The organism is Pedobacter fastidiosus (assembly GCF_014306625.1).
GTDB lineage: Bacteria > Bacteroidota > Bacteroidia > Sphingobacteriales > Sphingobacteriaceae > Pedobacter > Pedobacter fastidiosus.
Window position 1 is genome coordinate 1 of the sequence record NZ_JACRYL010000004.1, and the last position, 13,906, is coordinate 13,906.

The following is a 13,906-nucleotide window of genomic DNA, read 5'->3' on the forward strand; positions in this document are numbered from 1 at the left end:
AATAGGGATGCACTAAATCCGCAATAACTTCTTGCTTTCACAGGGTGAGGTGTTTTTGCAATCAAGATGCTGAACTACATTCAGCATGACGAGTGTGTTGGCAAGGTTTATAAGCCTTGGTTCAAACCACAATCCTTATTCCCCTCTCTTCAAGAATAGGGATGCACTAAATCCGCAATAACTTCTTGCTTTCACAGGGTGAGGTTTCTAAATTGTTACCAAAACCCATTAAATCTATCAACTAAAAACCCTATTTTGGCATTGTTAAGCAATGATAAATCGTTTAACGTTATGAGCTTTTCTAACCTAATCTAAACCTATTTATTCTATGGAAAATTCCAGAAGAAAATTCATTAAGCAATCTGCAATATTCACGGCAGCAACTTACGTTGGCACAATGGGGATGAGCGCCAAAAGTTATGGCAGAATTATCGGGGCGAATGATCGTGTACGAGTTGGTGTTGTTGGGTTTTCTGATCGTTTTAAAGACACGTTATTACCTTGTTTCTTAAATCACAACAAAGAATTAAATTTTGATGTGGTTGGTCTTTCAGATTTATGGAGTTATAGAAGGAATTTAGGGATTGCCCATTTAAAGGAAAAATTTGGTCATGATATTAAAGCCTGCAGAAATAACGAAGAGCTTTATGCAACCAAAGATCTTGATGCCGTGATTATCAGTACGGCAGATTTTCAACATGCCTTGCATTTAATTGAAGCAGTTAAAGGTGGTTGCGATGCATATGTAGAAAAGCCTTTTGCAGAAACTATGGACGATGCCAAAGCAGCACTAAAAGCAGTTAAGGCAAGTGATAGAATTATTCAGATTGGCTCACAACGTAGGAGTGGGGAGAACTATCAAAATGCAGCAAAATACATTCAAGATGGAAAATTTGGGCCAATTACAGCCGTAGATTTGGTTTGGAATGTAAACCAGCCAGGGCGTTGGCGCAGACCAGATTTAGTTGCTAAATTAAAAGAAGAAGATATCGATTGGAAGCGTTTTCTATTAAATCGCCCTTTCGAAAATTTTGATCCAAGAAAATATTTGGAATATAGGTTGTTCTGGCCTTATTCTTCGGGGATGCCTGGCCAATGGATGTCGCATCAAATAGATACCGTTCACTGGTTTACCAATTTAAAACACCCACGAAGTGTAGTGGCTAACGGCGGAATTTATACATGGAAAGATGGTCGCAGGAACTGGGATTCTATGGTTGCAGTTTTCGATTATGGTCAGCCAAATTCTGAAGATGGATTCCAGGTTACCTTCACATCAAGAATGCAAAATAGTGTGGGCGATGTTGGTGAAGTTTATTATTCAAATGGTGGGGAGTTAAATTTGATTACCAATAAAGTTTCTCCGAAAGGTGGATTAAGACAGCAAGAAGCATCAGCAATGGGCATGAAAGCTAATCTTTTACCCGAATTTGATTTGAGTAAAACGGAAATAAAAGCTGCAACAGGTGCAAATATGGGTGGCGATGCGCTAACTTCTGGCCACATGAGAAATTGGATGGAATGTGTTAGAAGTCGCAAAACACCAAATGCTCCCGTAGAAGCTGGTTATTCGCATTCAATAGCTAACATCATGACGAATGCTGCGGTAAGAACTGGTGCAAAATCAATTTTTGATGAAAGTAAGCAAGAAGTAATCGCAAACGGAAAAGTTTTTAAATATTAGTAGCAAACTCGTCATTGGGAGGCACGAAGCAATCTATATCCGACCGCATTAAGATTGCTTCGTGCCTCGCAATGACGATAAAGAAATAAATCAACCATGTTAAAAATCAAAAAATATAGTATTCTAGCCCTTTCCTTAATTAGTTTATCAGCAGCTGCGCAAAAAGCAAAACCGTTATTTGATGGCAAAACCCTAACCGGTTGGAAAGCCGTTGCTGGTGCTGCACCATATAAAATTGAAGATGGAGCAATCGTAGGAACCATGACAAAAGGCACTCCCAATTCTTTCTTAATTACCGAAAAAGAATACGGCGATTTTATTCTCGAACTAGATGTAAAATTAGAGGGAGAAACCACCAACTCTGGAATTCAAACCCGAAGCCATATCAAACCTGAAGGAAACAATGGGAAAGGTTTGGTTTTTGGCAGACAAATAGAAATTGATCCAACTGCAAGAGCTTGGACAGGTGGCGTTTATGATGAAGCTAGAAGATTGTGGCTTTATCCTTTGGAGCTAAATCCATCGGCAAAATCGTTATATAAAAAGAATGAGTTTAACCATTATAAAATTGAATGTATTGGGAACGAAACTAAAACTTGGGTAAACGGAACACCGGTTGCTTATGTAATTGATACTTTAGATCAGTCGGGTTTTATAGGTTTGCAGGTACATGGCATTGGTAATGAATTGGGCAATGATGGAAGGAAAGTATATTTCAAAAACATCAATATTCAAACCGAAGGATTAAAATCCAAAGCATTTCCCAAGGGAATTTATACGGTTAATTTAACGCCAAATACTTTATCATCTTACGAAAAATCGGAAGGTTATAAATTGCTTTTCGATGGTAAAAGTAACACGGGTTGGATTGGTGCTTACAAAACAGAATTTCCCGCCAAAGGCTGGAAGATTGCAGATGGTGTAATCAGTGTAGAACCATCTGGCGGTGCAGAATCTACAAACGGAGGTGATATTGTAACTAAAGAAGAGTTTTCTGCATTTGATATGTCGTTCGAATTTAAACTTACGCCAGGTGCAAATAGTGGAGTGAAATATTTTGTAACACTCGAAGAAAAGAACACAGGTTCGGCAATTGGTTTAGAATATCAGGTTTTGGATGATGTTTTGCATCCTGATGCAAAATTGGGAAGGGATGGAAACCGTACTTTGGCATCTTTGTACGATTTAATGACGGCTAAAAAGGAACCTCGCTACCTTCGCCCAATCGGGAGCTGGAACAATGCCCGCTTAATAGTTTATCCAAACAATAAGGTAGAGCATTACTTAAATGGCGTAAAGGTTTTAGAGTATGTTCGTGGTTCGGAAGAGTTTAAAAAATTGGTTGCAATTAGTAAATACAAAGATTGGAAAAACTTTGGCGAGGCACCAAAAGGTCATATCTTACTTCAAGATCATGGAAATAAGGTCGATTTCAGGACTATTAAAATCAAAACATTATAAATGCATCGTCGTTCGTTTGTTAAAAAATCAGCTTTGCTGAGTTCTGGTTTATTGGTTGGTAATCAGGTTTTGGCCGGTTTATATTCAGATCAGATTATCAACGTAGCCATGATTGGATGTGGTGATCGAGGCAAAGGTGTACTTTCTGTAATTAAATCTATGCCAAGTAAATACAGGATTAAAGCATATTGCGATTTACTAGATTTTAGACTTAAAGAAGCGGAGAAATATGTTCCTGCAGATGCAAGAGCGGTTAAAAATTACCGTCAAATTTTAGATGATAAAGCAATTGATGCTGTTTTTATTGCAACGCCTTTAAGCGAGCACTTTCACATTGCCAAAGACGCCGTTTTAGCGGGTAAGCATGTTTATCTGGAAAAAACCATGACTTATAATATCGCTCAAGCGCTAGAACTGAAAAAAATAGTTACTCAACATCCAAAGCAGATTTTTCAGGTTGGTTATCAATATCGATATTCGCCACTCTACTTTAAGGTTAAGGATATGATTCAAAGCGGTTATTTGGGGAAGGTTTCTCAAATAGATTGTCGCTGGGATAGAAATGGCAATTGGCGCAGAGCAGTTCCTGATCCATCATTAGAAAGAAAAATCAATTGGCGGATGTATAAAGAATATTCTGGCGGATTGGCCGCCGAACTTTTATCACATCAAATAGATTTTATTAATTGGGCTTTCGAAACCCAACCTACAGAAATTATGGGTTCTGGCGGAATTGATATTTTTAAGGATGGTCGCGAAACCTACGATAACATTCAAGCCGTACTTCGTTACAATGAGAAGGGCATGATCGGCAATTTCGGAGCAACTTGTGGCAATGCGCATGATGGCTATCTTTTCAAAATTAAAGGCACAAAAGGTTCAGTTTCTCTATTAACGAATACAGGTTTATTTTACCCGGAAGAAAGTGCAAAAAAGGATTTGGGGATTGTTGATGGCGTAAGTGGAGCGACAAAAATCGTTGTCAATAAAGATGGCGGAATCCCAATCTTAGATAAAGCGACTTTGGATGGAACGAATTATGCCTTAGAAGAATTTTATAAATCTGTTACAACTAATAAAGAACCCGCTTCGAATATAAATACGGGTACGCAGGCTGCAATTTGCGTGGCAATGTGCAACGAGGCCATTTATTCAGGTAATAATCAATATTGGAAGAAATCGTATGATGTTTAGTATTCATCAGTTTTGACAAATTTTCCCTATGTCACTAGTAATTTGTCAAAGCTCATTTTTTTTGGAAAGCATTGGCAACAAATTTAGGTTAGTTTGTTCCTGCTTTACTCTGCAATTTTTTTGTGAATGGTAGGATAACCTCGTCGGAACAGCTACCAAAAAAGATTTCCATTCCAATCAGGTTTAGGTGGACAAGACTGTGCAACTATTGAAGTTTTTCAGGCATGACGGATAAAAAAATGTAAAAAAAATGCTTGCACTTTGGTTCTTGTCCTCGCGAACCGAAACAGTGCATTGTTTCCATCTCAATATTTTTTCTGCAGTTTGCAACCCCAAATAGCATTGCTTGCCACGCCACCTAAACCCGATCGGAGTGGTTCCGGTTTTTCACTGGAAAGAACAAAGAGCGGGACTAAACCGAGCTATTTACCAATGCAATTGCTTTCCAAAAACTCATAAATCCAAATAATTCGGCTTTTCCTCCCTAAAAATAAAACTGCCTCTGTCCAAATCCATTTCGCTTGGTGAATGGAAGTGTATCTGGATACCTATTCATAATTAATATTTGAAGAAATAGTATGATGTTTAGTATTCATCAGCTTTGACAAATTTTTTCTATGTCACTACTAAAGTTGTCAAAGCTCAAATAATTAATATTCTTGTTTTGCAGTTTGCAACCCCAAATAGCATTGCTTGCTACGCCACTTAAAACCCGATCGGAGTGGTTCCGGTTTTTCACCGGAAAGAACAAAGAGCGGGACTAAACCAAGTTATCTACCACTGAAATTGCTTTCCAAAAACTTATAAATCCAAATAATTCGGCATTTCCTCCCTAAAAACAAAACTGCCTTTTTCCAAATCCATTTTAGCGTAAACGTGTTGCAAACCATTGGTAAGCACAATCCATTTCGCTTGGTGAATGGAATTATACCGTGAAGCCTGTTCAAAAACCGATGGTGTGATCTTAACTTTTGGGGCTTTGCATTCAATTAACATCAACTTTTCCCCTGCGGTATTGTAAACCAAAATATCGCTGCGTTTTTGTAATTGATTTAAAACCAAGCCTCCCTCAATTTGAATTAGGGTTTTCGGAAATTTCTTTGCTGAAATTAGGTTTTGTATAAAATGCTGACGAACCCATTCTTCCGGCGTTAGTACCAAATGTTTTTTTCTAAGCTCATCGAAAATGAAAACTACATCCTCCTTTTGCGTAATTTTAAAGGGATAGGGTGGTAGATTAAGCGGGGTTGGTTTGAACATCTTAAATGGGCAGTTTTCAGTCAACAATTCCGCAATAAAACAGTGCAGCAATTATTAACAGCCAAAGTTAATATTGTTTATAAACATTTACCTAAATCCTAAAAGCTAAATTGTAATTTTACGGCAATGACTGCTGCCGAAATTATTAAAGATATTAAAGCTAGAAAATTTAAGCCTGTGTATTTGTTGCATGGCGAAGAATCTTATTATATCGACCAAGTAACAGATTATATTGAAGATAAATTGTTGAGCGACGCCGAAAAAGGCTTTAATCAAACGGTTCTTTACGGAAAAGATACGGATATGGCTACGGTTTTGGGGGCCGCAAAGCGATATCCAATGATGTCTGATTATCAGGTTGTAATAGTTAAGGAGGCGCAGGATTTAAAGTGGGCAAAAGAAGAAGGAAATAGCAAGGAGGCAGAATTTGTACTCAACTATTTTGAGAAACCATTACCCAGTACCATTTTGGTTTTGGCATTTAAATATGCAAATTTCGATAAGCGTAAAAAGATTTATAAAGCCATTAGCAAAAGCGGTTTAATATTTCAATCTGATTTGGTTCGCGATTATAAATTGGTGCCATGGATTGAAGATTTTGTAAAAGAAAAAGGTTATAAAATCGATCAGCAAGCTTCCGCTTTAATGGCAGAATATTTGGGGACCGATCTTTCGAAGATTTCTAACGAGATTGAAAAACTGATGTTGAACATTCAGAAAGATGTTGTAATCAACACAGATCTTGTTCAAAAAAACATCGGAATAAGTAAAGAATATAACGTTTTCGAACTGCAAAAGGCGCTTGCCATTCGCGATGTTTTAAAATGTAATAAAATAATCAACTATTTTGCCAGCAATCCGAAAGCCAATCCTACCGTTATGGTTTTGGCAAATTTGGGTGGTTATTTTGCCAAAATTTTAAGGTACCATTATCTACCAAATAAAGCTGAGGCTGCATCGGCTCTTGGAATTCCACCATTTTTTGTGAAGGACTATGAAGTTGCCGCCAGAAACTACAACACAGGAAAAGTTTTCCAAGTGATGAGCTTATTACGGGAATATGATTTAAAAAGTAAAGGTTTAGACAGTACCGGAAATGTAGAGGATGGCGAACTTTTGAAAGAACTGGTTTTTAAGATGATCCATTAGTTGGGGAATTGATAAAGCGTTAAATTGTTTAATAGCTTAGCTACCAATTAACCGATTAATCAATTTAACCAAACAGTTGCCTAACTATTTTACCGTCAATTAACCAATTACCCAACTTTAACATTTAACCAATAACCATGCTACAAGGATTAAGAACAATAGTTTATTACGTTGGCGATTTAGAAGCTGCGAAGGAATGGTATAAAAAAGTATTCGAAATTGAACCTTATTTTGATGAACCCTATTATGTGGGTTACAATGTTGGTGGTTTCGAATTGGGTTTAGATCCAGATGATTCTGGTTTTAGTAACGGTAATCATTCTACAACCTATTGGGGCGTTAAAGATATTAAAGAAACTTTTGCCCGTTTTGAATCACTTGAAGTGGAGATTCACGAAGCGCCTAATAATGTTGGCGGACCGATTTGGGTTGGCAGTATTTTCGATCCATTTGGAAACGTAATTGGATTAATCGAAAACCCCGAATTTTCTTTACCACACTAAATTTTTAATTCAATAGAAAATTTTACTTTGTAACTATAAAGTTATTGCATAAATCGTAACGTAAGATCGCCTCTATCATATATTTACGCTTTATAAATCACCTAATTTGTTATGAAGAAAAAACTACTCACCATTTTCGTGGCTGTTTCTGCTATTACCTTTGCTCAAGCACAGGTAAGGCAAGGAGGAGGCGCACCAACCGACTCTACAAGAAGAACACCAGGCGCTGCTTTGGGTTCGGGAATTAGAGCACAACCAAAACCTTACGATCAGGTAATTACCAATAAAGCATCTACCCGAAAAGGCATGATTACCACGCATAAAATCGAGGATAAATTTTTCTTCGAAATTGCTGATACAACCTTAGGAAGAGATATTTTAGTGGTGAGCCGGATTTCAAAATCAGGTTCTGATGTTAGAGATGCTCAAGGTTATGCTGGCGATCAAATTGGAAGTGCCGTAATTCGTTTTGAGAAAGGACCGAACAACCGCATTTTCATGCGTAAAATAAGTTACAAAACTTATGGTCCAGATAGTACAACATCTATGTACCAATCTCTAAAAAATTCGAATATCCAAGCTATTGCTGCTTCCTTTAATATTGCAGCTTTTACACCTGATAAAAAAGGAAGTGTAATCGACATTACCGATTATTTAAACAGCGATAATGATATCTTTTATTTCAGTTCGCCAATGGCTAAAACCCGTTTTAGACTTGGTGCACAACTTGCAGATAGAAGCTACATTCAAAGCTTAAGAAGCTTTCCAACCAATGTTGAAATTAATACCGTAAAAACCTATTCACAAACGGCGGCTCCATCACCATTTGGTGCTGCTGCGCCAAGTATGGGCGGAGGTGGCGCAGCTTCGGGTTCTTCCACTATCGAATTAAATACTTCATTGGTTATTTTACCAAAAGTGCCTATGAAAGCTCGTTATTTCGATCCAAGAGTGGGGTACTTCGCAGTTGGTTACACCGATTTTGATCTTAATCCACAAGGCGTTAAAGATATAGAATTAATTAAACGTTGGAAGTTAGAGCCAAAACCTCAAGATTTGGCCAAATACAAACGCGGCGAATTGGTAGAACCGATTAAACCAATCGTGTTTTACATTGATCCGGCAACGCCGAAAAAATGGATTCCATATTTAAAAGCAGGCGTAAACGATTGGGCAAAGGCATTTCAAAAAGCTGGTTTCAAAAATGCAATTATGGCGAAGGAAGCACCAACTTTTGCTCAAGATTCTACTTGGAGTATCGATGATGCCCGTCATTCGGCTATCGTTTATAAACCATCAGAAATTGCCAACGCCAGCGGACCAAGTATTTCCGATCCAAGAAGTGGCGAAATTATGGAAAGCCACATCAATTGGTTTCACAATGTGCAGAAATTGGTTCATGATTGGTACATGATTCAAACAGCTGCGGTAGATCCAAGAGCAAGAAAAATGACTTTCAGTGATGAATTAATGGGCGATTTAATTCGTTTTGTTTCTTCGCATGAGGTTGGTCATACACTAGGTTTACGCCATAATTATGGCTCAAGCTCTACTGTTCCTGTAGAAAATTTACGTGATAAGAAATGGGTAGAAGCCAACGGACATACACCATCAATTATGGATTATGCTCGTTTTAATTATGTAGCACAACCAGAAGATAATATCACTTCAAAAGGTTTATATCCACGTATTGGCGATTATGATAAATGGGCAATTGAATGGGGTTATAAGTATTTTGCTGATACAAAAACACCAGCTGCCGACGTTCCAGTGTTGAATAAAATGGTGATTGAATCTGCCAAAAATCGCAGATTATGGTTTGGTACAGAAACCAATGCAGATGATCCACATTCGCAAAACGAAGACTTATCCGATAATGCAATGGTTGCCAGTACTTACGGTATTAAAAACCTTAAGGTTATTTTAACTAACCTACCTGCTTGGACAAAAGAGCCTGCCGATGGTTATGATAATTTATCGAATATGTATGGTCAGTTAACCACTCAGTTTGGTCGTTATATGGGGCACGTTGCCAAGAATATTGGTGGTGTTTACGAAAACCCTAAAACGGTAGAGCAAGCCGGAGAAGTTTACGAACGTACACCTGCATCAACCCAAAAAGAAGCTATGACATTTTTAGATGTACAGCTTTTTAAAACCCCAATGTGGTTAATTAACAAGCCTATTTTAGATAATATTGATGCGGATGGGCTAGAAGTTGTGGGTCGATTACAAAACACAACGATTAGCAGATTGCTATCTACCAATACTTTAACTAAGCTTATTTCTGCAGAAGCTGCGGATGGTGCATCGGCTTACAAAATAACCGATTTATTCTCTGATTTAAATGGTTCTATTTTTACAGAGTTAAAATCTAATCAAGCAATTGATGTGTATAGAAGAAACCTTCAAAAATCTTACGTAGATAAGTTAATTTCTATCCTTAAACCCGCTCCAGCAGCAGCTGCAAATGTAGTTTTTGGTGGTGGAAGAGGAGGTGCAACTTTGCAACCTGGCATTACAGCAGCGCAAAGCGATGTACTTTCTGTGGTTAAAGGACAATTGAAAGAACTTGATACAATGATTAAAACGAGCGCAAATACTGCAACAGGTTTAAGCAAATATCATTTACAAGATCTTTCTGATCGGATCGAATCTGCTTTGGATTCTAAAAAAGATTAGTCAAAAAGGATTAAAGATTTAAAGCGCTCCAACATTGGGGCGCTTTTTTATTTTAAAGCCATTTCATTTTATTAATCGAAGCTAAGTAGTAAATTTAAGTATCGATATGTGTTTAAACCTAAAAGATTCTTCAACAGCGATTATGTAAGAATAGAATGGCTTGTTTTTTCCATAATAGATTTTAACTATGTGGTTATAAACTTTTATGATTGTTATTGCCACTCATTTTAGACTATTTTTATGTTATCAAATAAATTAAAGTTATAACCAAAATATAATAGATATTAAAATGGAAAATGATTCAAATGACATCAGTAAATGCCCTTTTCATAATGGAAGCTTAAAGCAAAACGTTGGTGGAGGCGGAACAAGAAATAACGATTGGTGGCCCAATCAATTAAAATTAAATATTTTACGGCAGAATTCTCCATTATCAAATCCAGATAAGGATTTTAATTACAGTGAAGCTTTTAAAAGTCTAGATTTAGAGGCTTTGAAAACTGATTTACATGCCTTGATGACAGATTCGCAAGATTGGTGGCCTGCAGATTTCGGACATTACGGAGGTTTATTTATAAGAATGGCTTGGCATAGTGCAGGAACTTATCGTGTGGGTGATGGTCGTGGTGGTGCTGGAGCAGGTTTGCAACGTTTTGCGCCATTGAATAGTTGGCCAGACAATGTAAGCTTAGATAAGGCTAGAAGGTTGCTTTGGCCAATCAAACAGAAATATGGCCGAAAAATATCATGGGCAGATTTAATGATTCTTGCCGGAAATATCGCTTTGGAATCCATGGGATTTAAAACTTTTGGCTTCGCTGGAGGTCGTGCAGATGTGTGGGAGGCAGATGAAGCGGTGTATTGGGGTTCGGAAAAAACGTGGCTGGGTGGCGATATCCGTTATGCTCACGGTTCGGAAGGAGTAGAGGGCCATGGTGTATTGGTAAGTGATGATGATGCAGATGGCGATATCCATACTCGTAAGCTAGAAAAGCCACTGGCAGCAGTTCAAATGGGTTTAATTTATGTAAACCCAGAAGGGCCTGATGGAAATCCAGATCCTCTAGCCGCTGCTAAAGACATTAGGGATACGTTTGGGCGAATGGCGATGAACGATGAGGAAACCGTTGCGCTAATTGCTGGTGGACATACTTTTGGTAAAACGCATGGTGCTGCTTCGGCAGATCATGTGGGTAAAGAACCTGAGGCTGCGGGTATGGAAAGTCAGGGCTTTGGATGGAACAACAGTTTCGGTTCCGGAAAAGGTGCGGATACGATAACGAGTGGACTTGAAGTAACTTGGACCACAACGCCAACACAATGGAGTAACAATTTCTTCGAAAACTTATTTGGATTTGAATGGGAACTAACTAAAAGTCCGGCAGGTGCGCACCAGTGGAAAGCCAAAAATGCAGATGCAATTATTCCAGATGCCTTCGATGCGAGCAAAAAGCATTTACCAACAATGCTAACTACAGATTTGTCGTTGAGGTTTGATCCTGAGTATGAGAAAATATCGAGACACTTCCTTGAAAATCCAGAAGCCTTTGCCGACGCATTTTCTCGTGCATGGTTTAAATTAACACATCGGGATATGGGACCAGTTTCACGCTACCTCGGTGCAGATGTTCCGCAAGAAGAATTGTTATGGCAGGATCCTATTCCTGCAGTTAATCATCCATTAATTGGCGAAGCTGAGATAAGTTCTCTGAAAGCAAAAGTTTTAGAAACAGGCCTAAGTGTTTCGGAATTGGTTTCTGTTGCATGGGCTTCAGCATCTTCTTTCAGAGGTTCAGATAAACGTGGCGGAGCCAACGGCGCAAGAATTAGATTAGCGCCTCAAAAGGATTGGGCAGTGAATAATCCTCCGCAGTTGCAAAAAGTTTTAAACGTTTTGGAAGGTATACAAGCAGACTTTAATAGCGGACAGGCTGATGGTAAAAAAATCTCACTGGCCGATTTAATTGTTCTCGCCGGTTCTTCTGCCGTTGAAAAAGCAGCTAAAGATGCTGGTCAAAATTTGACAGTTCCTTTTAGTCCTGGTCGTATGGATGCCTCACAAGAACAAACAGATATTGAATCTTTTAGCTATTTAGAACCACTTGCAGATGGTTTTAGAAATTATAAGAAAGCTAAAGTATCCGCTTTTACAGAAGAATTGCTCATTGATAAAGCAAACTTGCTTAACCTAACAGCCCCCGAATTAACGGTTTTGGTTGGTGGGTTACGTGGGCTCGATGTTAATTTTGATGGTTCCAAAAATGGTGTTTTAACTCAAAAACCGGGACAGCTTACTAATGACTTCTTTGTGAATTTATTAGATATGAATACCACCTGGAAGGCTACATCTGCTGAAAATGAAGTTTATTTAGGTAGTGACCGTAAGACTGGTCAGCCAAAGTGGACTGCTACTCGTGCAGACCTTGTATTTGGTTCAAATGCCGAACTACGAGCAATTGCTGAAGTTTATGGAAGTGATGATGCAAATGAAAAATTTGCAAATGACTTTGTAAAAGCGTGGGTTAAAGTAATGAACTTGGATAGGTTTGACTTACATCACTAGGAACAAATCCTGAAAGGTATTAAATATTGCTGTTCAACAATAACTAGTTGGATTATAAAAAGAATTCGAATCTGAAGTTAATTCTTAAGTTGAACAATATAAAAATAAATTATTTTTAATGAGCTCGATATTTTATCGAGCTCATTTTATTTACATGAGTATCATCTTTTTTCTTAAGAATAGGATTAACTATAAACTGTCTGGATTTGGTAAATAAAAATATATGAAAGGTTTGTTCGAATGTGTTATTTTTGCGGGGATCGGCAGATTGAACTCCATTTCACTCCTTGATGAAATGTTTTCGGACTGTGATATGGCACTAGTTGTTCCATACTGCTTTAACTTTGAAAGTTTAAATCGTATGCACAGCGGAGTGTTAACGGTTTTGTCAACGATCGCCTAAAAAACCGCTTATAAACCACTTTAAAGATGCAAAAAACACAATATTGGCTAGTAAAGTCTGAGCCTTTTAAATACAGTTGGGAAAAATTTAATCAAGATGGTCGCACCTTTTGGGATGGCGTTCGAAATTACCAAGCGAGGAATAATCTCAAAGGAATGAAAGAAGGTGATTTGGTTCTTTTTTACCACAGTAATGAAGGCAAAAACGTTGTCGGAATTGCTAAAGTGGTTAGAGAGTTTTACCAAGATCCAACAACGGATGATGCCAATTGGGTAGTCGTTGATCTTTCTCCGGTAGAAGCATTAAAAAATCCAGTTTCTTTAGAGCAAATTAAGGCTGAAGAAAGCCTAGCGGATATTTCTTTGGTTCGTCAAGGTCGTTTATCTGTAATGCCATTAAAAGCTGAGGAATTTGATAAAATTTTGGAAATGGGAAGCTAATCTTATTATCTCTCTCAATTGAATAGTTTAATATTTTCAACACGCTCCAAATGAAAATTACAATAGTTACAGTTCTTATTGTTTTCTTTGCTTGCCTAATTGTAAAAGAAAGTAAGGCTCAAGAATTTATAAATTACCAGGTAAAAGTAGTTACAGATTCTTTGGGTACGCAAAAAGGAACCCTAGAAAAAATATCAGCAGAGGGAGTTGCAATTAATGATGGTTATGGCAATTACTTAATTATCAAATCTAAAAATATCATCAGTATTCGTTTAAAGAAAAAGGGTACAACTACTTCGCAAGGTCTTTTATACGGGACGGTTTCTGGGGCAGCGATTGGTTCTCTGGCATTTCTTGATAATGGAATTGCATCAGACGATCAACTTGTTGGTTTTTTAGCCATAACCACATTGGGTGCAGTAGTTGGTACAACTTATGGTTTAATTGCAGAATTAAGATCAAATAAATTAATGTTGAGGATTAATAAAGATCCACAGGTTTTTGCTAGCGAGTATCAAAAGCTCGAAAAATATTCTAAAGCCTTTTATATTGATAAACCATAACATC

At 37.7% G+C, this 13,906-nt stretch carries 10 protein-coding genes; 9 read left to right on the forward strand and 1 reads right to left on the reverse strand.

The window, feature by feature from the left end; translation table 11 throughout:
- The first annotated feature begins 328 nt into the window (after positions 1-328).
- The 3 genes from H7U22_RS05015 (at position 329) to H7U22_RS05025 (ending at position 4,339) form a co-directional block, all read left to right on the forward strand.
- On the forward strand, positions 329-1,684 hold the full coding sequence (locus H7U22_RS05015; protein WP_187070257.1) for a Gfo/Idh/MocA family protein: 1,356 nt from the start codon (positions 329-331) through the stop codon (positions 1,682-1,684).
- A 96-nt stretch (positions 1,685-1,780) separates the two neighbouring features.
- On the forward strand, positions 1,781-3,145 hold the full coding sequence (locus tag H7U22_RS05020; protein ID WP_187070258.1) for a 3-keto-disaccharide hydrolase: 1,365 nt from the start codon (positions 1,781-1,783) through the stop codon (positions 3,143-3,145).
- On the forward strand, positions 3,146-4,339 hold the full coding sequence (locus H7U22_RS05025; protein ID WP_187070259.1) for a Gfo/Idh/MocA family protein: 1,194 nt from the start codon (positions 3,146-3,148) through the stop codon (positions 4,337-4,339). It abuts the gene before it with no gap.
- 801 nt (positions 4,340-5,140) lie between these two features.
- On the opposite strand, the gene H7U22_RS05030 is transcribed toward H7U22_RS05025, so the two are convergent.
- Entirely contained in the window at positions 5,141-5,599 is a 459-nt protein-coding gene (locus H7U22_RS05030; RefSeq protein WP_187070260.1) for a type I restriction enzyme HsdR N-terminal domain-containing protein, read from the reverse strand.
- A gap of 126 nt (positions 5,600-5,725) precedes the next feature.
- Between H7U22_RS05030 and holA the strand changes: the two genes are divergently transcribed.
- From holA to H7U22_RS05060, 6 genes are all read left to right on the forward strand, one after another.
- Positions 5,726-6,748, forward strand: coding sequence for a DNA polymerase III subunit delta (gene holA, locus H7U22_RS05035; protein ID WP_187070261.1), 1,023 nt, complete (start codon positions 5,726-5,728; stop codon positions 6,746-6,748).
- A gap of 137 nt (positions 6,749-6,885) precedes the next feature.
- Entirely contained in the window at positions 6,886-7,251 is a 366-nt protein-coding gene (locus H7U22_RS05040) for a VOC family protein (RefSeq protein ID WP_187070262.1), read from the forward strand.
- A 111-nt stretch (positions 7,252-7,362) separates the two neighbouring features.
- Positions 7,363-9,933 (forward strand): zinc-dependent metalloprotease, encoded by a 2,571-nt coding sequence (locus H7U22_RS05045; RefSeq protein ID WP_187070263.1) that lies wholly within the window; start codon positions 7,363-7,365, stop codon positions 9,931-9,933.
- A gap of 289 nt (positions 9,934-10,222) precedes the next feature.
- Positions 10,223-12,496: a catalase/peroxidase HPI gene (gene katG / locus H7U22_RS05050; protein ID WP_187070264.1), complete on the forward strand. Its 2,274-nt coding sequence runs from the start codon at positions 10,223-10,225 to the stop codon at positions 12,494-12,496.
- 429 nt (positions 12,497-12,925) lie between these two features.
- Positions 12,926-13,339 carry an EVE domain-containing protein gene (locus tag H7U22_RS05055; RefSeq protein ID WP_187070265.1) on the forward strand — a complete coding sequence of 138 codons (414 nt, stop codon included), beginning with the start codon at positions 12,926-12,928 and terminating at the stop codon, positions 13,337-13,339.
- Positions 13,340-13,389: 50 nt separating this feature from the next.
- Positions 13,390-13,902 carry a hypothetical protein gene (locus H7U22_RS05060; protein WP_187070266.1) on the forward strand — a complete coding sequence of 171 codons (513 nt, stop codon included), beginning with the start codon at positions 13,390-13,392 and terminating at the stop codon, positions 13,900-13,902.
- Positions 13,903-13,906 lie beyond the last annotated feature (4 nt).